The 17,667-nt window shown below is 68.3% G+C and carries 18 protein-coding genes; 2 read left to right on the top strand and 16 right to left on the bottom strand.

Annotated features, from left to right (window positions below):
• Positions 1-40 precede the first annotated feature (40 nt).
• The 12 genes from OHB41_RS07805 to OHB41_RS07750 all read right to left on the bottom strand — a co-directional run bounded on the left by OHB41_RS07805 (position 41) and on the right by OHB41_RS07750 (position 11,752).
• Positions 41-4,561 (bottom strand): phage tail tape measure protein, encoded by a 4,521-nt coding sequence (locus OHB41_RS07805; protein WP_266697222.1) that lies wholly within the window; start codon positions 4,559-4,561, stop codon positions 41-43.
• Between the two features lie 6 nt (positions 4,562-4,567).
• Positions 4,568-4,879 (bottom strand): hypothetical protein, encoded by a 312-nt coding sequence (locus OHB41_RS07800; protein ID WP_266697221.1) that lies wholly within the window; start codon positions 4,877-4,879, stop codon positions 4,568-4,570.
• On the bottom strand, positions 4,876-5,163 hold the full coding sequence (locus OHB41_RS07795) for a hypothetical protein (RefSeq protein WP_266697220.1): 288 nt from the start codon (positions 5,161-5,163) through the stop codon (positions 4,876-4,878). Before OHB41_RS07795 ends, OHB41_RS07800 begins: the two co-directional genes overlap by 4 nt.
• Entirely contained in the window at positions 5,160-5,369 is a 210-nt protein-coding gene (locus tag OHB41_RS07790; RefSeq protein WP_266697219.1) for a hypothetical protein, read from the bottom strand. The genes OHB41_RS07795 and OHB41_RS07790 overlap by 4 nt, the downstream gene beginning before the upstream one ends.
• 482 nt (positions 5,370-5,851) lie before the next feature.
• Positions 5,852-7,276 carry a phage major capsid protein gene (locus OHB41_RS07785; RefSeq protein ID WP_266697218.1) on the bottom strand — a complete coding sequence of 475 codons (1,425 nt, stop codon included), beginning with the start codon at positions 7,274-7,276 and terminating at the stop codon, positions 5,852-5,854.
• An 823-nt stretch (positions 7,277-8,099) separates the two neighbouring features.
• Positions 8,100-8,291: a hypothetical protein gene (locus OHB41_RS07780; protein ID WP_266697217.1), complete on the bottom strand. Its 192-nt coding sequence runs from the start codon at positions 8,289-8,291 to the stop codon at positions 8,100-8,102.
• Complete coding sequence (locus tag OHB41_RS07775; RefSeq protein WP_266697216.1) at positions 8,288-8,455, bottom strand: hypothetical protein; 168 nt, start codon at positions 8,453-8,455, stop codon at positions 8,288-8,290. The genes OHB41_RS07780 and OHB41_RS07775 overlap by 4 nt, the downstream gene beginning before the upstream one ends.
• A gap of 175 nt (positions 8,456-8,630) precedes the next feature.
• Positions 8,631-8,852 (bottom strand): hypothetical protein, encoded by a 222-nt coding sequence (locus OHB41_RS07770; RefSeq protein ID WP_266697215.1) that lies wholly within the window; start codon positions 8,850-8,852, stop codon positions 8,631-8,633.
• Positions 8,853-8,863: 11 nt separating this feature from the next.
• Positions 8,864-10,453: a hypothetical protein gene (locus OHB41_RS07765; RefSeq protein ID WP_266697214.1), complete on the bottom strand. Its 1,590-nt coding sequence runs from the start codon at positions 10,451-10,453 to the stop codon at positions 8,864-8,866.
• A 5-nt stretch (positions 10,454-10,458) separates the two neighbouring features.
• Complete coding sequence (locus tag OHB41_RS07760) at positions 10,459-11,328, bottom strand: hypothetical protein (protein WP_266697213.1); 870 nt, start codon at positions 11,326-11,328, stop codon at positions 10,459-10,461.
• On the bottom strand, positions 11,325-11,546 hold the full coding sequence (locus OHB41_RS07755; RefSeq protein ID WP_266697212.1) for a DNA-binding protein: 222 nt from the start codon (positions 11,544-11,546) through the stop codon (positions 11,325-11,327). The genes OHB41_RS07760 and OHB41_RS07755 overlap by 4 nt, the downstream gene beginning before the upstream one ends.
• Entirely contained in the window at positions 11,543-11,752 is a 210-nt protein-coding gene (locus tag OHB41_RS07750; RefSeq protein WP_266697211.1) for a DNA-binding protein, read from the bottom strand. The genes OHB41_RS07755 and OHB41_RS07750 overlap by 4 nt, the downstream gene beginning before the upstream one ends.
• 185 nt (positions 11,753-11,937) lie before the next feature.
• Between OHB41_RS07750 and OHB41_RS07745 the strand changes: the two genes are divergently transcribed.
• The gene (locus OHB41_RS07745) at positions 11,938-12,453 is read left to right on the top strand and encodes a helix-turn-helix domain-containing protein (RefSeq protein WP_266697210.1); all 516 of its coding nucleotides are present in this window, start codon (positions 11,938-11,940) and stop codon (positions 12,451-12,453) included.
• The gene (locus OHB41_RS07740) at positions 12,446-13,633 is read left to right on the top strand and encodes a tyrosine-type recombinase/integrase (RefSeq protein ID WP_266697209.1); all 1,188 of its coding nucleotides are present in this window, start codon (positions 12,446-12,448) and stop codon (positions 13,631-13,633) included. The genes OHB41_RS07745 and OHB41_RS07740 overlap by 8 nt, the downstream gene beginning before the upstream one ends.
• A gap of 173 nt (positions 13,634-13,806) precedes the next feature.
• Here the strand turns inward: OHB41_RS07740 and OHB41_RS07735 are convergent, their stop codons facing one another.
• From OHB41_RS07735 to OHB41_RS07720, 4 genes are all read right to left on the bottom strand, one after another.
• A complete protein-coding gene (locus OHB41_RS07735) occupies positions 13,807-14,145 on the bottom strand; it encodes a DUF4326 domain-containing protein (protein ID WP_266697208.1) in 339 nt (112 codons plus the stop codon).
• A 221-nt stretch (positions 14,146-14,366) separates the two neighbouring features.
• On the bottom strand, positions 14,367-15,149 hold the full coding sequence (locus tag OHB41_RS07730) for an SGNH/GDSL hydrolase family protein (protein ID WP_266697207.1): 783 nt from the start codon (positions 15,147-15,149) through the stop codon (positions 14,367-14,369).
• Between the two features lie 124 nt (positions 15,150-15,273).
• Positions 15,274-16,287: a hemolysin family protein gene (locus OHB41_RS07725; protein ID WP_266697206.1), complete on the bottom strand. Its 1,014-nt coding sequence runs from the start codon at positions 16,285-16,287 to the stop codon at positions 15,274-15,276.
• Entirely contained in the window at positions 16,284-17,612 is a 1,329-nt protein-coding gene (locus tag OHB41_RS07720) for a hemolysin family protein (protein ID WP_266697205.1), read from the bottom strand. The genes OHB41_RS07725 and OHB41_RS07720 overlap by 4 nt, the downstream gene beginning before the upstream one ends.
• Between the last annotated feature and the right edge of the window lie 55 nt (positions 17,613-17,667).

Genomic DNA, 17,667 nt, shown 5'->3' with positions numbered 1-17,667 from the left:
CCGGCCGGATCGTCTCCGGTCGGGGCTTCTTTGCGTTCCGTCAGTTGGCGCTCCTCCGTCCGACGTTGGCCCGGTGCGCCTGCCTGTCCGTCGCAGCCTTGATCTTCGGCTGGACCGTGACTTCGATGAGGTCGCGGAGCCGGTCGTCGTTGAAGCGGACGTGGACCTCGCTGCCGGACGCCTCGATGGCCGCCGACAGCCGCGCCCAGATCTCGTCCTGGCTCGGCCCGCCCCGGCCCTGCCCGGCCTGGGTCGGGACGTAGCGGCGGCGCACGGACACGCCGGATGCCGTGTCAGCGAGCCGCTGGGCGGCGCTACCGACGAGGTGGCCGTGCATGTCCATGCCGTGGACCATGCCGAGGACGACGTTCTTGCCGACCTCGTCGCGCATGACCCCCGACGGGGATTTGATCTTCAGGGCCTTCTTGATCTGCGTGATCAGGTCCTTGGCGAGCTTCGCCATCTGCTTGGCGAGCGCGGCCTCCTGCGACTTCAGCCCGGCCAGGAAGCCCTTCGAGGCGTCCTTCCCGGAGTCGTACATCAGGTCGGCCATGTCCCGGCCGAAGCTCGTCGCGAGCTTTCCGCCGGACGCCATCAGGCTGTTCAGCTTGCCGATGTCGGCGGTGGTCACGTTCTTCGCGCCGAGGATTGACGCGAGCTGGCTGCCCGGCCCGGCATCGGACAGCTGCTGAAGCAGATCCTTCGATGCGCCGCGCGCCTTCAACGACTTCGACAGCGCGACGAAATTGCCCGCCGTCTTCTGCTGGGCAGTCGATTGCGAGATGAGGTCGCCGATGTTCATCGCCGACGTGCCGGAGATCGCCAGGAAGTCCTTGATGCCGCCGGCCTGGTCGGTGGCGTACTGGTTGGCCGCCGCGATCTGGCTGGCGATGCTGGCCTTCTTCGTGGCGAGGGACTGGAGCTGGCCCCCCTTCTTCTGGACGTTCGCCGCGGTGCCCTTGAAGCCCGCGTTCAGCAGTTTCGTGGCCAGCGACTTGACCGCCGAGGCGATCGCCGCCGACGTGCCCGTCGACAGCGTCTTCGAGAGTCCCGTCGCGATCGTGTTCGCGATCGACGTCTTCGCCGACCGCTGGGCGTTCTTCAGCGCGATGTTCGCTGCGGCGAGTTCCTTCTGAGCAGCCCGGAGCCGCGTCTCGGCCGCGGCGACACCCTTGTGCCGGCGCTTGGCCGAGGCGACTGCGTTCTTCGCGTCCTCGACGCGCTGCCGGTCTCGGTGCACCCGGTCCGCTGCGTTGAGGATGGTGCCGGACGCGTACCCGGGGAGCTTGATGCCGTTGGCCTTGGCGAACGCCATCGACTGCGGGTTGGACAGGACGTCCTCGCCGCCCTTGAAGTTGACCAGCTCCGGGCCCTTTTCGCCGACCCACGCCAGACCCCTGGCGGCGCCGCCCGTGCCCTTCGCGTACCAGTGCGGCGAGCGGGCGAGCCACTGCGAGTACGCGTTGACCGGGTTGCCGTACCGGGACGCGATGTAGGACATGCCCCACTTGATCTGCGTGGAAGCGTTTGTCTTCCAGTCGCCGCCGGCCGACGCCATCTTGCTCGCTGGCAGCGACTGCGGGATGCCGTAGGCGCCCGAGGACTTGTTCAGGGCGCGTTCGTTCCAACCGGACTCGCCGTTCCACAGGTTCTTCAGGGCAGCCCACTGCGGGCCGGACCAGCCGCGGGCCGCAGCCAACGCCTGTCCGATCTTCTGGTTGGCCGACGAGCCACCGCCGCTACCGCCGAGCCCGAGGAGACCGAGCAGGTCGCCACCGAGCCCACCGAGCGCCTTCAGCGCCTTGCCGGGCAGCTTAGTGACGCTGACCAGGCCCTTCTTGACGATCGACCCGAGGGCCTTCGGCAGCGAACCGAAAATCCTTTTCGCGATGCTCGTGCCGTTGGTCTTGGCCATGCCCTTGATCAGGCCGGAGACCAGGTGGCCGCCGATGCTCATGAAGACGCGCGAGGGCGAGCGGATCCCGAAGAACTTCTTCACGGCGCCGACGACAGGATCGACGATCGTCTTCTTGATCCAGCCGCCGATCCCCTTCATCGTCCCGACGACCCCGGACTTGAAGCCGGAAATCAGGGCGGAGCCCTTGCTCGTCAGCCAGGTGCCGGCCTTCGAGAAGCGGCTCGTCACGGGGCTGATGATGTGCGAGCTCGTCCACGAGCCAATCGCCTTGGCCCCGCCGACGGCACCGGACTTGAAGCCGGACACCAGCGCCGACCCCTTGCCGACGAGCCAGGAGCCCGCCCGACTGAACCTGGACGTCACCGGCGTGACCATATGGTCAACGATCCAGCCGCCGAGCCCCTTCGCGCCCCTGACGACACCGTCCTTCAGGCCGATCGCGATACCGCGGCCCTTGCCGACCAGCCAGCCGGACGCCTTCACGAACGGCTTCAGCACGAGCGCGGCCAGTTCAGCAGCCTTCGAGGTGACCCAGCCGAACCCCTTGCTGATGCCGGTACCGAGAAGGTGGGCGGCGCCCTTGCCCTTCTCCATCAACTTGATGCCCCACACACCGATGCGGGTCGTGATCACCCCGGCTTCCTCTTCGATGACCTTCGCGCCCTCGGGGAAGACCTTCGCGAACCCCGCCCACGCGTGGCTGCCGAAGAACTTCGCGACCCGGTCGAAAGCCCGCGAGAACGGACCGCCGAGCTTGTCGAGGCCCCGGAGGACGGGGGCAAAAATCTTCAGGATCGGGATCTTGCTGATGACCTTTTCGAGCGGGCCGGCCAACTTCCCGATGCCGATGAAGGAGAGCGCGGCGAGCACCGTGTCCCACCAGTGCTTCTTCCAGAAGCTGGGGCTCAGCAGCTCCGTGCCGAAGCTGGTTATGAAGCCGATCGCGAAGCCCAGCGACTTCCCGCCGACCTGCTTGCCGATGTCCACCCAGTCGAGGCCGCCGAGCGCGTCGGCGAGCTGCTTGGTGAGCTTCCCCGCGTTCTTCGCGATCCACTGGAATGCCTTGCCGAGGGCGGTGCCCAGCTGGGCGCCCATCTTCGAGAAGTCGGCGTTGCCGATGCCGCTGGAGACCGCGTCACGGAGTTGCTTGCCCAACTTCTCGGCCGGCGACATCGCAGCCTTCGCGGCCTTCGGTATGGCCAGCATTCCGGGGTCGGACTTCTGCTTGAACAGCGCGGGAGCCTTGGGGGCGAGAGACACGGCCTTCTGCGGCTTCGCGAGCAGCCGTGGCGCTTGCGGGACCGTCAGCGCCACTAGAGGCCCCTTCGGACTTGCAGGGCCCTTCTTCCCGCCGCCGGACAAGCCGTCCATGAAGTCGCCGAGCATCGCGGTCGGCGACTTGCCGCCCGTCAGCCCGGAGAAGAACCCGGACAGCGTCGACTGCGCCTCACCGACACTCCGCTTGATCGCCCCGACCGGGATCAGATCCCGCATCACCTTGCCGAAGCCGGCCGCCGCCGGCATAGCGGTCGTCGCCAGGAAATGCACGAAGTCCGTCACAACAGGTAGCACCTTCGTGCCGACCCGGATGCCCATGACCTCCAGGTTGGAGGTGAGCAGGTGCCACTGCGCTTCGGCGGTCTTCCGCTGCATCTTGACCGCGTCGTCGAACTTGCCGGCGCTGTGGTTGATCTGCTCCTGCTTCTTCTCCAGCACGTCCAAGTTGTTGAGCATGAGCAGGATGCCGCTGGAGGACCGGCCGCCACCGAACGCACGGGACAGCAGCTGGGACTGCTTCGAGGCGGACATCCCCGACTTGTCGAGGTGCTCCTTCAACAGTCCGATGGCGCCGATCAGACCCTTGGGGCCGCGCATGGCGTCGGCGAGCTGCAAACCGGTGAGATGGATCTTCCCGAGCTGCTTCTCTGCCGCCTTCGACGGGGCGCCCAGCAGCGAGAAGCTCATGCGCAGGCGGGTCGCAGCCGACGCGGAGTCGATGCCCTCATCCGTCATCAGCGCCAGGGCGGCACCGACCTGCTTCATCGACAGGCCGAACGTCTTCGCCGACGGGAGGATGCCGGTACCGATGGCCGCGTTGAACTGGTCCATCGACATGTTGCCCGCGCCGATGATCGCGTTCACCGTAGAGACGGCCTCATGGAACGAGGTGGCGCCCTTGATTCCGGTCCGCCACGCACCCGCGAGCGCGTTCGTGGTCTCTTCGAGGTTCGCGTGACCGACCGCCGCGAGGTCAGAGCTCTCCTTCAGGGCCTTCATCGCCTGGACGTTGTCCATGCCGACGCTCTTCAGGTGGTACAGCGACTCGGCGAGATGCTGGGGGCCCTGCTGGGTGCTCGTGCCCAGCTTCAACACCTGGTCCGAGAGGACTTTCACGTCCTTCGCGGTGCCGCCGGCCTGCGTGGAGATGCGGGTCATCTCCGCCTGGAAGCGGATCGCGTCCTTGGTTCCCTTGGCGAGGCCCGCGGCAAGGCCACCTGCGACTGCCGCACCGGCGACCATCGCGGCCTTACCGAGCCTCCCGAAGACCTTCTCCGTCGTCGACGCCGAGCGGCCGATCTTGTCGAACGTGCGAGACGCACTATCGCGGGCGATCAGGTCGTACTTGATGCTCGTTGTGGCCACGCCGGATCACCCCCGACCGTCAGAAGCGGGCAGCATCCTTGCCGCCAGATGCTCACGCCGAAGCCGGATCGCCGCCTCGACCGCGGCCCGCTCCCGGACAGCCGCCGGATCCTCGCGGCGCCGCTCCAAGACGATCCGGATCGACGACAGGCAGCCCTTGGCGGCCCCGTCCCGCAGCGCGTTCGCCTCAACCCACCGCCGGAGGGCCACATCGCCGTCGGGCATCTCGCCCCAGCTCGGAGGGAACACTCCACGCACCGTGAGCGGGTTCGGCCCGTACAGCGGATCGTCGCCCGCCGCGTACTCGACCCGGCTCACGAGACGAGATCCGATCGTGCGGCGAGCGGAAGATCCGCCTCGCGTATGTACAGGAGACGGGCGGTGTTGCAGAACCCGGGAACGCCCTCCCACGCCGGACGGAGAACCTGCCGCTCATACTCAGCGCCGGCAGCAATGCCGGCTCGGTACCCCAAGTCCTCGTACTGCAGGACATGGTTGGTGTTGCCCGCTTTCCTGCGCATAGCCATGTGGGCTTCGATCACCGCCTCGCGGCGGCCCGCCTCCCACGCTTTGCACGCTTCCAGGTACTCGTTCCAGTTCATCGGCGCTCACCGCCACCGGAACGCGTCTCGACGGGCGCCGCACCGTCCCACGGCAGTAGGTCCGTCAGATCGAGCGTGCGGCGTTCCAGGGCGGCCTGTACGACGCGCACAGCCTTCCCCAGCTTCACCGGGTCGGAGGCGTTGCGTTCGGCCGCGTAGCGCTTCGTGGCGGCCCTGGCCGCTGCGGTACGGGATGGATCGGACATAGGGAAGGCTCCTCATCGAAGACCGCGCTGCTGCGCTGTTGTCTCGACGGGAGTTCGCTCGCCACCACAGGTGTCTGAAATTCAGACACCTGCCCGGGACCGGCGCCTTCTCGCGACCGGCGGCCGAGCAATGTCAACTTCCGCGTTACGCCACAGTCCGTTGTGTGCTTCACCGAACCCAGAGCGGTTCGCCGACCGGGTGCCCCCAAGTCAACGCCGTGACAGTCCGGCTACGCGGTCCAAGACCGAGAACGCCTACCTGAAATGACGGTAACACGCAACGTCACTCCGACAACATGCGCAAATGCAGTTATGAGCTGGCCGGGGATCGACCCTCAGGGACCCCCGGCCAGCAGGGGCCGCGCGACAGGCGGCGCGGCCATGCGAGCGGGTGTTGCCGCCGGACCCGGTCTAGGACCGGGTGGCACTCCAGCGGCCCGAGGCCCGTCAGTCCTCGACACCCAAACCCGCAGCTCAGGGGCTCAGAACGATGGTGCCGCGAGGCCGCTTCCGCCCAGCTCGACCACAGAAGTCGGGTACCGGCCGGCAGTGAACGCGAGGTAGCCGTACACCTGGAGGCGGACCGTGAGGTTGCCGGAGCCGACGTCGGGGAGGACCCGCGAGCGGATGCCCGACTCGAACAGCAGCAGATCCGAAGCGCGGACGATGTGGATGACGTCCTCGTTCGTGCCCGCGCCGAGCGTCGTCGGCATCGACGGGTCCGTCACCACGGGCAAGCCGTGCATCTGGCCCACCACCTGCTCGGCCGCGACCGCGCCGAGCGTCGCCACAGCGTTCTGCGGGTTGCCCGCGTCCGGAACGACCAGAGGGCGGCCCGCGGAGTCGGAAGCGGCCAGGAACCACGCCCACCGGCGCGGATGCATCACGATCACGGTCGGCGGCATGAACCGCAGGGTGTGCACGCGCTGCACCGCGTCCGCGAGCTTCGAGTACAGCTGGGCCACGGTCGGCGTCGCCGACGTGTACGCGATCGTCGTGATGCCCGCTGTCGACCGGATCCCGGTCACCTGCCCGGACGTTCCGGTACCGGCGATGACCTGCACGTCCAGCTTCGTCGCGAAGTCGGCGACCAGGTCCCGGAACACGATCTGATCGAAGCTGACCGGCGACTGATCCAGCAACTGGATCGCGACGTCCTGCTGGCCGGCGATCGTGCGAACCGGCGCCGTCACGGACGTGTCCGTCAGATCGGTCTCCTGGACCGCGCCGTTGTCCGCGGTCTGCACCGCGGTGGCCGTACCCGTCGACATCTTCGGGATGTTGATGGAGTCCGTACCCGCGGGCAGGGGCTGCGTGTTGCAGACGTTCGCGTAGGCGCGGCCGGCACGGGCGAGGTCGACGTACTGCGACATCAGCCACAGCGGCGGGACCGCGAAACCGCCGGCCCCATCGGTGCGTGTGAGATCCCGGTACTCGGGACTCGCGGCAGCCTCCGCGACGTCCCGCGCGTGACGCTGCAGACGCTCGCGAGAACCGCCGTCAACGTCCATGTTCAGCTGGACACGCATCATGTCCTGGAGATACGAGCGGCCGTTGCCCTGCTCGTAGGTGCGGCCCTCACGAACAGTCTCGACGCGGGTACGGGCCCGCTGCACAGCTGCCGCGCCGTCAGAGATGGTCGCGGACCGCTCCGCCTCGTCGGAAAGCTCGGCGATCCGCTGATCGAGGCGCTTCAGATCCTCGTCGAGGCGCTTGACGTAGCCGGTGAGCTCGCGGAACTCCGCATCCTCTTCCGGATGCAGGTAGTCGCGGGCCTCTTCTTCGGCAACGGCCGTTATGGCGGCGCGCCTGGCGATGACGTTCTCGCGATCCCTCGCGGTCTGCTCGCGCTTGCCGATCAGCCGCTGGAACATCGCAGCCGTCTGCGAATTGGACGTGGAAGACACAGGTTTCCCCTGGTGGGTGTGCGCGTCGCGCGCTCCAGTGCCAGGGGCGAAGGCGTCGCTGGTTGACGTGGTGTCGTCCAGTGCCAGGACTTGCATCTCATCTGCGGGGCCAGTGCCAGGCCGCCAGCGTCAAGCCTCAGTGCCAGAGGCCGCGCCAGATGGAGCTATCGATCACGGTACGCCGGAATGTGCTAGCACGGAAGTGCTACAGGCGATCCACGGGAACCGACACGCCCCAGACGGTGCAACGGGTGTGCCACCACACCGCGGCGTCGCCATAGGCAGCCGCTCCCGACCGCAACGGCTGCCCAGCCAACAACGGCTGCCCGCAGCGATAGCAGAGAGCGCCAGGCACCGGAGGATCCGTCGTGCGGGCCGCAGGAGCCACGGGGGTCACGGGAGCCGCTACAGGCCGCTTCCCCTGCCTCCGGCGCCGATTCCCCAACCTCGCCCCCGCAGCACGGTTACACGAAGCATGAGTCAACCTGCGCGGCCCCTGTGCACCGCCCTCCACCAGCGGTACCATGTGGTCGAAGTCGAGATCCTGGTCCAAGTACATCGGACGAGAGCAGAACGGACACGGCTCCCCCTCCTGCAACTGACCCAGCGCCTTCGTGCGGGCCTTGCGGTGACCGGCCCCGTAGGGGTAACGCTCGGAGTCGGGCATAACTCGGAACCTTTCGCCTTAATTCGGGGCCCCAAGATCATCTTGGGGCCCTTGTGGTTTTTGCGGGGGGATAGATTGAGTTCACGGTGGGCGGGGTCGTTCATGATCCACTCAAAGATCCACTTTTTCTAGCGATCATGCCCCTGACCTGCGGTTTTACCGCTTACCGAGCAGCTTGCAGCCGTCGCGGTGCTCGATGGCCACGTCGACAGTGCCGTCCGGTCCAGAGTCCAGCTCGGCGGGTCCTCCGCACTCCGGGCACGTCGGGTCCACCGCGAACCGGGCGACGAACGCGGCGAGCTGGCCCGGCTGGCTCATCGGGACGTCGACGACGCGAGGCCGGCTCACGCGCACCTCCGCTGACGGCTGCGCATCTTGCTGCTGCGCCTGGTCGCCCACCACATGTCTCGGGCAAGGGCGTTGGCCTGCTTGCTGTGCTGCTGCTCGCTGCGCCTTCCTGCCTGCTGGGCGCGCTGGTCGAGCAGGGCACGCATGCGCTCCTGGTTGGTCATGCTGCTACCTCCTGGGGGATGTCGTGGTTGGGGCACTGGCCCCCGTGTACGTCACTGCACTGGGGTAGGTGCGGGGCACGGCATAGGCGGGCACCACACCCACGCACGCACGGCCTGCCCTTGCCGGCCTTGAGCGGGCGGTCGCACACCACGCACCGGTGGCGGGACCGGGCGCTCACAGCTGGCCCTCGTCAACCGTGTTCATATCGCCACGGTTGGAGTCGGCAGTCGTGGCCGTATCGACACGACTGAGGTTGCGGAGCTTCTGAGCGTGGCGTGCCGCCAGCCCGCGGCGCCGCGTTGCATCCAGCTCGGCACGCCGGCGCCGCATGTCCTCCTGCCGCTGCTTGGCCGCGGCGATACGGGCCTGCACCTGCTGCTCGACGTGGCTGGTCACTGGTGCTCCGTTCAGATCTGCATGGCGGGGTGGCATTTGCCGCAGATGGCGGTGTGCTCCTCGCCGGTCCAGTCGGGTTCGGTCTTCAGGCGTGTGACGGGGTCGCAGTTGGGGTTGCCGCAGTGCGGGATCTTCGCCGCCTTGACGGGGTCGGCGGGTTGCCGCCAGACGCTGTTGTCGTAGTTGCGGCCGAGCTTCGGCCGCTTCTCCTCAGCCGCCAGCTGGCGGCTGATGGCCATCCAGCCGGCGACCTTCGCGTCGGTGCCGGTGAGCGTCTGGCCGGTCTGCATGCGCTGCTGGGCTCGGTCCATGGCCCGGTCCCACATGCCGCCGTCGGCGCCGTCCTGCTGGCCGTTCTGGGCGGCAAGGATCGCGATCCGCTTCGGGTTGCAGTCGGGGCAGGCCTGGTGGGTGCCGTCGATGATCCGGTAGCGCATGCGGACGTTGGTCCTGGCGGCCGGGTTCTCTTCGAGGCAGGGCTGGCAGGCGTCCGGCACCTCGGCAGCCTGCTCGGTCGCTGCCGGGTGGCAGTTGGTGCACGGGTCGCACGTGATTGGGTTGACGCGCAGGGCCAGATCGGTGGCTGCTGCCGGGTTGCGGCCGAGGCAGTCCCAGCAGGCGGGCGGTAGCTGTTGGGATACGCCCACGGCTGCGTCCGGCAGTTCCTCGTCGGACAGCCGGTGCAGGTACACGGAGGCAGGCGAACGGACGGTGGGGTCGTCGCTGATGTCGAGGTAGCGGCGGAGCCCGCTCTCGGTCCATCCGTCCTTGAAGGCGGCAACGACGCGCATGGAGAGCTTGGCTCGCCGTGTCTGTCCTGGCTGCTTGCCTCGGTAGTCGAGGCTGTCGACGAAGGACTCGGCGCGGGCGATCGGCTTGTCTTGTTCTTGATCTTCTGAAGAAGAGAGATTCCCGCCTCCGCCTCCCTCCTCGGTCGTGACCGTGTCGGTCACGTCTCCGGACTCCTCAGCCGCGGAGGAGGAGGGGGAGTCTTTAGAGGAGAGATCAAAAGAGGAGACAAGAGGAGTAGGGGTTAGCTGTCCGCTAACCCTCTCTGTAGCTGTCAGATAACCCAGTCCGTCGACTGCGTTAGCTGTCAGATAACCCTCAGGGTTAGCTGTCAGATAACCCTCTTCTGGATCTTCACCGACTGCGTTAGCTGAGGGATAACCCTCTTCCGGGGAGGGCGGGCTGTCCTCCACAGAGGTCCCGTCAGGACCTCTGTCGCCGTTTGCAAGGTCCTCGGAGGACCCCGCAACGGGCTTGGTGCAGTGGCCCTTGTAGCCGCTGTGCGGGGGGTCGGGGCACAGCTCGACGAGCCGGTACACGGCGTGCTGGCCGGTGTAGCCGCGCACCTCCTTGCCGTCGCGCTTGGCGAACTCCAGGGCCTTCTTCTTCATCAGTCGGTTGACGGAGATCCGCCAGGACGGAGCTGTCTTGCCGGCGCGCTTCAGGATGTGCGGGGCGTGGACGGCACCCCAGGTCTCGCGGCTGGAGTCGTTGGCGTTCTCGGCCAGCACGATCAGGTCGCCGCGCTCGCCAGGCGTCAGGCCGACGTCCTGCCAGTGGTCGAGGATCTCGACGATCAGGCGAACTCCCAACCTGATCACCCCTTTCCGGCAGGGGTGCGTACAGAGTGCGCACCCTTCGCTCGTCGCGGCTGGAGCTCTGCGAATGCACGATCCACGGACCAACCCCGGTTGAGGCGTTGCGAGAGGGTGCTGTACTTGATCCCGGCCAGCTCTGCCCACTCGGCCAGGCAGCGCGTCTCTCCCTCGAACGTGATCAGCCGGTTGAAGCGCCGGTTTCGGTTCTGCTCGGTGTCCGTTGCCCAGCGGCAGTTGCTCGCGAAGTAGCCGAGGGAGTTGTTGATCCGGTCGATCGACAGGCCGGCGCGGTATCCCGGCCCCATGTCCCGCTCGAACGCCTCGAAGGATTTCCGCCACTCGGCGCAGACCACTATCCCGCGGCCTCCGTAGTGCTGGAAGTTCGCATTATTCTTGTTCTCGCAGCGGTCGATCATGCCGCGCCACACCCGGTACAGGGGCGTACCCGACTTGCCGTGCGTGCGGTTGAGGACAGCCATCCGACGCTTCGACAGGCACCCGCAGGACTGGGTACCGCCGTCGCGAAGGTGATCCCAGCGGACGGTCACCTTCTCGCCGCATTCGCAGGCGCAGTCCCACATGGCTCTGTGTGCAGCGTTGTGGCCCGCATAGGCGACGACCGTCAACAGACCGAAGGTCTCTCCAGTCGGGTCTGGGATCTTGCGGCCTGACGGGATGATCAGTACGGGCCAGGCCGACAGGCCGACAGTCTGTCGGCCTGTTCCAGGGGTACGCACTTTCTGCGGACCCTTGCCGGCCTGTCGCGACCTGTCGGTGCCCTGTGGCATGCTGTCGTCAGCGACGACCGCGTTGCTTCTACGACCCCCGGCACCTGCGACGTGTCGGGGTTCGTTGTTTTCCGGGTTCATGCGGCTTCCCTGGCCTCCCCGGACAGCAGCCTGATCAGGTCGGCTGTGATGACTACGTTTCGGTTGCCGAAGGGCAGCGTCTTGACGGGGCTGTCGCCTCGACGGACGCGCTCTTGCAGATGCCGGGGGCTGCAGCCGAGCGCACTGGCCGCCTTGGGCAGGCTCACCGTGGCAGGCCACTTCCGGACGTCGGCGAGGGTGGGCTGTGTCTTCCTCATGCGGCACTCCTCGGGCTGACCGTGCACTCCGTGAGGAAGTCCTCGATGGTGCTGATCCGGTAGAAGACGCGACCTCCTCGGCCCTTGCCGGTCTTGATGTAGGCGGGGCCTTCACCGCGCCACCGTCGTTCCGCGAGCGCGTGCACGCCTCCGAGGACGGGGTAGCGCTCGCTGACTTCCTTGGGAGACAGGAACTCTTCCTGCACCGTCTACTCCCTTCTAAGAACGTGTGTTGCTTACTGGGACCAAATGATCCTATGCTGGATCTATGGAGACTGTAGCACCCGACACCGGGCCCACAACAAGGTCACGCTTGTTGCTTAATCTGTCTTCCATGGCAGAGCAGCAGCGCGGTCGACGCGCCATCGAGGTAGGACCCACCGGCCAGACCGTGGCCGCGAACATCGCGCGTCTGAGGGAGCGTCGAGGCCTCACCACCCGTCAGCTGTCCGGCGCCCTTGAGCGTGCCGGCCGTGCCATCCCTGCCTCTGGGGTCACCCGGATGGAGAAAGGGGAACGGCTTGTCACCGCAGATGAATTGGTTGCCCTGGCGGTGGTTTTCGGCGTGAGCCCTTCCGCGCTCCTGCTGCCCTTCACCGAGAAGCCCGACACCCCTGTCGCTGTCAGCGGTGCCGGCCAGGTGCCAGCGCTCGCGGCGTGGGAGTGGGCGGACGGCCGAACGCCCCTGAAGTTCGCGCCGGGGCGGCACCCCGAGGATCAGTGGATGGAGTACAACCTGTACGGCCGTCCGGCGTGGCTGCGTCCGCTCCGTCCCGGAGGTGAGCAGTACAGCCCCGAGCAGATGAAGGCCTACCGCGAAGAGGGGAACGTGCGCGGCTCCTTCAGTTGGGATGAGAAGGGCGAGCCGGTGTGGAAGTACCCGCCCAACAGGGGTACCGATGGCTGAGCCGAAGCGGATCGTCCTGGCGAACGGCAAGGTCCGTTATCGCCTGATGGTCGACGCGGGCCGCGACGAGAACGGCAAGCGGGTGCAGCTCACCGTCACGCGGGACACGGCGAAGGCGTGCCGTGAGGAGCGGGACCGGATCGCCCACGAGCGGAAGGCCGGCTCGTTCGTCACCCCCAGCAAAATCACGCTGGGGGAGTGGCTGGATCAGTGGCTGGAGTTCAAGCGGCGTGACGTCGAGGAGACGACGATCCGGGCGTACCGGCTCGCCCTCATCCACGTCTACGACGACCTCGGGCACATCCGGCTGCAGGAGCTGACTGAGGATCACGTGCGCGACTTCGTCGACGAGCTGGTCGCGGCCGGACGTCGGAAGGGTGGGGAGCCGGGTACGCGTCTGGCGGTTTCGACCGTCGAGGGGATCCTGATCCGGCTACGGGGCGCCCTCGGTCGGGCTGTGGTCCGCAGGCTGGTCAGCGTGAACGTGGCCGCCGCGGTGCGGCCGTCGCTCGCCGACAAGAAGACCGACAAGCGGGAGCGCGACAAGCCGAAGCCCTGGTCTGTGGCCGAGGTGCAGACGTTCATCCGCGGGATCTCCGGCGACCGACTGTTCGCCCCGCTGCTGCTCAGCCTGATGGGGCTGCGCCCGGCCGAGGTGTGCGGCCAGCGGTGGACGGACGTGAACCTGGTCGACGGGCTGCTGTCGATCGAGAACACGCGGACGATGATCGGCAATCACATCGTGCTGGAGAAGGACACGAAGACGGCTTCCGGGGAGCGGGCCCTGCCGTTGCCGAACGGTCCATGGGAGGCGCTGCGGCAGTTGCGCGCCCGGCAGGCTGCGGAGAAGCTGGCGGCCGGCGAGGCGTACACGGATACCGGCTACGTCGTCGTCAACGAACTCGGGATGCCGCTCAACACGCGGCAGCTGCGTGAGCACGCCTACCGGCTGATGCGGGAGCACGACCTCAGAAGAGTGCGGCTGTACGACGCGCGGCACTCCGTCCTCACGGCACTGGCCGTGTCAGGGGTGCCTGACGTCATCCTCGCCGCGTGGGCCGGCCACACGAACGCGGCCTTCACGAAGAAGAAGTACGTGCACATCGCCCCGGAGGACATGCGGGCTGCGGCCAATGCGCTCGACGTGTTCCATACCGGAGATCAAAAAGCCCTGTTGTGAGAATCTGTGAGATTTGATCTTCCGGAAGGGCAATAGCACCACGTCTGACCTGCACACATGACTGAGCCTGTAGAACAGTGGATGGATTCTACTGGCGATTCCTGCAGGCCAGCGCCGGGGGGTTTGTTGGCGGAAGCTACGAGAGCGCCTTGGGCCGGGCCGGCCGCGCGGTGCTACCGGGCGTCGGCCAGCTCCGCGAGGACGTCGCCGTGGCACAGTTCGGGCGCGCACCAGCATGCCAGGATCATGCCGCGCAGGGCGCTCACCCGGTCGAGGAGCTCCGGGTGTCCGAGCAGATGGGCCCGGTACTTCTCCATGACCTCGGCGCGGGTTCCGTCGCGCCTGCGGGTGGCGGTGTCGTAGACGAACGGGTTGGCGAGCGGGTGCCGCGGGAGGTCCCAGTGGCCCATGGTCCAGCGGCGGCCGACATGGACGAGGTCGGCGGGGGCGTGTTCGAGCCGGGGGCCGAATTCGTGGATGCGGCCCTTGAGACTGATCACGGTGGTGGGCACGGGACTCCCTTCCGCCCTGGGCGGCGCTCCGGCCGGCCCGAGCGGGATTCCGCCCCGGCGGATCTTCGTGGGGCACGGGGTACACCCACGCCCGCCGGCCTCCGTACGACGACGGACTACGTCGGCGGGCCTTCGTAGGGCAACGGTATGTCTACGTCGGCGGGCCTTCGTAGGGCAACGGTATGTCTACGTCGGCGGGCCGTCGTACGGCAACGGCATGCCTACCCCAGCGGGCCCTCGTACGGCAGCAGCTCCGGCCGTTTGGCCGGGCGTCCGTCCCCCGACGAGCGGCCCGTGAGCCGGCGGCCTATCCACGGCAGCAGGTGCTGCTTGGCGAAGCGGACGTCGGCGGTGCGGCGGGCCGTCCAGCCGGGCGGTGCCGTGGGCGGCACCGGCGCGTGCCAGTCGGGGTCCTCCGGCGCGAGGCCGAGCGTCTGCCAGACGGCCTCCGCGACCCGGCGGTGCCCGTCGGCCGTCAGATGCAGCCGGTCCACGTCCCACATCCGGGGATCGGAGAGCGACGGTGCCCCGTACAGGTCGACCACCAGCGCGCCGTGCCGCTTCGCCAGGTCGTCGACGACGCCGAAGAGCTCCTCCATGCGCGGCCGGAACCGTTCGAGCACCGGACCGTTGCGGCCCGGGCTGCGCATCAGGACGAGCTGCTCGCAGGCGGGGGCGAGACGCTCCACGGCCTCCTCCAGCAGCCCGCGGACCCGCCCCATGTCGACCTTGGGACGCAGGGTGTCGTTGAGGCCGCCGACCAGGGTGATCACGTCGGGACGCATCGCGACCGCCACGTCCACCTGCTCGGCCACGATCTGCCCGATGAGTTTGCCGCGCACCGCGAGGTTGGCATAGCGGAAGCCGGGGGCCAGGGCGGCCATCCGGCCGGCCAGGATGTCGGCCCAGCCGCGGTACGAGCCGTCGGGCAACAGGTCCGACATGCCCTCGGTGAAGGAGTCGCCGACCGCGACAAGACTGGTGTAGGTGGCATTCGTCTGCATGGCGGAAAAGATGGTAACCCGCACGCATACTCGTCGGTCGGTCGGGCCTCACGGCGCTTGGCGCCCGGTATGAGACGCCCGGCGTGCGGGCCGGCCTCTCGGCCGCCCCGCACCGACCGACGGGTCACACCACCTGATCGAACAGCTCCCGCAGCACGTCCTCCATCGTCACCAGCCCCGCCAGACGTCCGTCGCTGCCCATGACCCCCGCGAGATGCGTCCGGCTGCGCCGCATCGCGGTGAGCACGTCGTCCAGGGGGGTGCTCTCCCGGACACGCGCGATGGGCCGCATGTCCTGCACCCGGAACGGCACATCGCGCGGCATCGCGTCCAGCGCGTCCTTGACGTGCAGATAGCCGACGATGCGGCGCCCCTCGTCCACCACGGGGAAGCGCGAGAACCCGGACTCGGCGGACAGCCGCTCCAGCCCCTCGGGGGTGACGCCCACGCTCGCGTACACGACGCGCTCCAGCGGGAGGACGACATCGCGCACGGGCCGGCGTCCGAGCTCCAGGACGTCGTGCAGCCGCTCCTGGGCGCGGTCGTCGATGAGCCCGGCCGCTCCGGAGTCCTTGACCAGCCGGGCCAGTTCGTCGTCGGAGAAGGCCGCGGCGACCTCGTCCTTCGTCTCGACCCGCAGCAGCTTCAGCAGGCCGTTGGCGAAGGCGTTGACGGTGAAGATCACCGGACGCAGGGCGCGGGAGAGCGCGACCAGCGGCGGACCGAGCAGCAGCGCGGTGCGCACCGGCTCCGCGAGCGCGATGTTCTTCGGGACCATCTCGCCGAACAGCATGTGCAGATACGTCGCCAGGGTGAGCGCGATCACGAACGAGACCACGTGGCCCGCGCCCTGCGACACGCCCACGGCGTGGAACACCGGCTCCAGCAGGTGCGCGATCGCGGGTTCGGCCACGATGCCGAGGACCAGCGTGCACAGGGTGATGCCCAGTTGCGCGGCCGCCAGCAGCGCGGACACGTGCTCCAGCCCCCACAGCACACTGCGCGCCCTGCGGTCGCCCTGCTCGGCATGGGGTTCGATCTGGCTGCGGCGCACCGAGATCAGCGCGAACTCGGCGCCGACGAAGAAGGCGTTCACGACCAGCGTCGCCAGGCCGATCAGCAGTTGTACGGCGGTCATCGCGTCCCTTCCTCGTGCCGGTCGAGCGGTGCGTGCAGCAGCACCCGTGCGGCCCGCCGCCCCGAGGCGTCCACCACCTGGAGCCACCACCCGTCGACCTCCACGCTGTCCCCGACGGCCGGAATGCGGCCCAGTTCGGTCGCGAGGAAGCCGGCGAGCGTCTCGTACGGGCCGTCCGGGACCCGCAGCCCGAGGCGGGCCAGCTGGTCCGTGCGGGCGGCCCCGTCTGCCGAGTAGAGGCTGCGCCCCTCGCTGTCGGTGTCGGCCGGGGCCAGGTCGGGGGTCTCGTGGGGGTCGTGCTCGTCGCGGACCTCGCCGACGACCTCCTCGACGATGTCCTCCAGGGTGGCGACCCCGGCCGTGCCGCCGTACTCGTCGATGACCACAGCCATGGTGCGCTTGCCGGAGAGCCGGTCGAGCAGCCGGTCGACGGTCAGCGACTCCGGTACGAACAGGGGCTCGCGCATGATCTGGGAGACGGCGGTGCGGGCCCTGCGCTCGGCGGGCAGCGCCAGTACGTCCTTGATGTGCGCGACGCCCACGACGGCGTCGAGGCTGCCGCGGTGGACCGGGAAGCGGGACAGGCCGGTCGCCCGCGTCGCGTTCGCCACGTCCTCGCAGGTCGCCTGGATGTCCAGCGCGATGACCTGGACGCGCGGGGTCATCACGTTCTCCGCGGACAGGTCGGCGAGGTTCAGCGTGCGCACGAAGAGCTCCGCGGTGTCCGCCTCCAGGGCGCCCTGCTTGGCGGAGTGCCGGGCGAGGGCCGCCAGCTCCTGGGGCCCGCGCGCGGAGGCCAGCTCCTCGGCGGGCTCGAGGCCGAAACGGCGTACGACACGGTTCGCGGTGTTGTTGAGATGCGTGATGAACGGGCGGAACGCGGCGCTGAACCAGCGCTGCGGCGTCGCCACCCGCCTGGCCATGGCGAGCGGCGCGGAGATCGCCCAGTTCTTGGGCACCAGCTCGCCGACGACCATCAGGAAGAGGGTCGACAGCGCCGTACCGATGACCAGGGCCACCGACATCGACGTGGAGGGGGAGATACCGGCCGACTCCAGGGGCCCCGAGATGAGCTTGGCGATCGACGACTCGGAGAGCATGCCGACGACCAGGTTGGTGACGGTGATGCCGAGCTGGGCGCCGGAGAGCTGGAAGGTGAGGTTCCGTACGGCCTTGAGGGCGCCCGAGGCGCCGCGCTCGCCGCGTTCGACGGCACGCTGCAGCTCGCTGCGCTCGACCGTGGTCAGCGAGAATTCCGCCGCGACGAAGGCACCGCAGGCCAGGGAGAGCAGTACTGCCACCAGGAGGAGGAGCACTTCGGTCATCGGGTCACCTCCGTCCCATGATCGGCCAGGGGCGGGGGGATCGCGCGATGTCGGG

The organism is Streptomyces sp. NBC_01571 (assembly GCF_026339875.1).
GTDB lineage: Bacteria > Actinomycetota > Actinomycetes > Streptomycetales > Streptomycetaceae > Streptomyces.
Note: the sequence above shows the minus strand (reverse complement) of the source record. Positions and strands in the feature narration are given on the sequence as shown.

Coding starts and splice junctions, on each gene's coding strand:
- OHB41_RS07755 (WP_266697212.1), bottom strand. CDS start 11,546: ATGAGGAAGACACAGCCCACCCTCGCCGACGTCCGGAAGTGGCCTGCC.
- OHB41_RS07740 (WP_266697209.1), top strand. CDS start 12,446: ATGGCTGAGCCGAAGCGGATCGTCCTGGCGAACGGCAAGGTCCGTTAT.
- OHB41_RS07760 (WP_266697213.1), bottom strand. CDS start 11,328: ATGAACCCGGAAAACAACGAACCCCGACACGTCGCAGGTGCCGGGGGT.
- OHB41_RS07720 (WP_266697205.1), bottom strand. CDS start 17,612: ATGACCGAAGTGCTCCTCCTCCTGGTGGCAGTACTGCTCTCCCTGGCC.
- OHB41_RS07795 (WP_266697220.1), bottom strand. CDS start 5,163: ATGAACTGGAACGAGTACCTGGAAGCGTGCAAAGCGTGGGAGGCGGGC.
- OHB41_RS07730 (WP_266697207.1), bottom strand. CDS start 15,149: ATGCAGACGAATGCCACCTACACCAGTCTTGTCGCGGTCGGCGACTCC.
- OHB41_RS07790 (WP_266697219.1), bottom strand. CDS start 5,369: ATGTCCGATCCATCCCGTACCGCAGCGGCCAGGGCCGCCACGAAGCGC.
- OHB41_RS07775 (WP_266697216.1), bottom strand. CDS start 8,455: ATGACCAACCAGGAGCGCATGCGTGCCCTGCTCGACCAGCGCGCCCAG.
- OHB41_RS07725 (WP_266697206.1), bottom strand. CDS start 16,287: ATGACCGCCGTACAACTGCTGATCGGCCTGGCGACGCTGGTCGTGAAC.